Source organism: Erwinia sp. S43 (genome assembly GCF_016624745.1).
Taxonomy (GTDB): Bacteria; Pseudomonadota; Gammaproteobacteria; order Enterobacterales; family Enterobacteriaceae; genus Erwinia; species Erwinia coffeiphila.
The window spans coordinates 1-571 of record NZ_JACVTX010000067.1 but is presented as its reverse complement, the minus strand read 5'-3'; the positions used below and the strand labels follow the sequence as shown (position 1 = coordinate 571).

Below are 571 nucleotides of genomic sequence, written 5' to 3'. Positions count from 1 at the left end.
GTTGCCATCAGCATCACGAACGGTGATGGAGGCACCCGGTTCGCCGGTACCCGTAATGCTCAGACCGTCTTCCGCCACGTTCAGCTCGTCAACCTGAGCCGGAGGTGTGGTGTCGTCTGCTTCAACGGTGCCAGGCTGTGACTCGTTACCTGCTGCATCAGTCAGGGTAACGTTCAGAGTTTCGCCATTAGTCTGAGGTGTAGTCAGAGTCACGGTGAAGTTGCCGTCTTCGTCAACCACGGTGCCCGGAACGCTGATCACATTGTTGTTAGCGTCATAGACGGTAACAGATGCGCCAGGTTCACCCGTACCGGTGATGGTCAGGCCGCCTGCATTAACGATGAGACCTTCCGGTGCATCAGGTGCATCAACGTCGGCATCCGCATCAGCATCGGCATCCGCATCGGCGTCTGCATCCGCATCGGCATCCGCATCAGCGTCGGCATCGGCGTCCGCATCAGCATCCGCATCGGCATCCGCATCCGCGTCAGCATCGGCATCCGCATCGGCATCGGCATCGGCGTCCGCATCCGCATCGGCATCAGCATCAGCATCAGCATCGGCGTCAGCA

At 59.7% G+C, this 571-nt stretch carries 1 protein-coding gene; it reads right to left on the bottom strand.

Annotation, left to right across the window (positions count from 1 at the left end; genetic code table 11):
- Nucleotides 1-571: Ig-like domain-containing protein (locus tag IBT47_RS26820; protein WP_200564292.1), on the bottom strand; the 571-nt coding region annotated here is incomplete at both ends.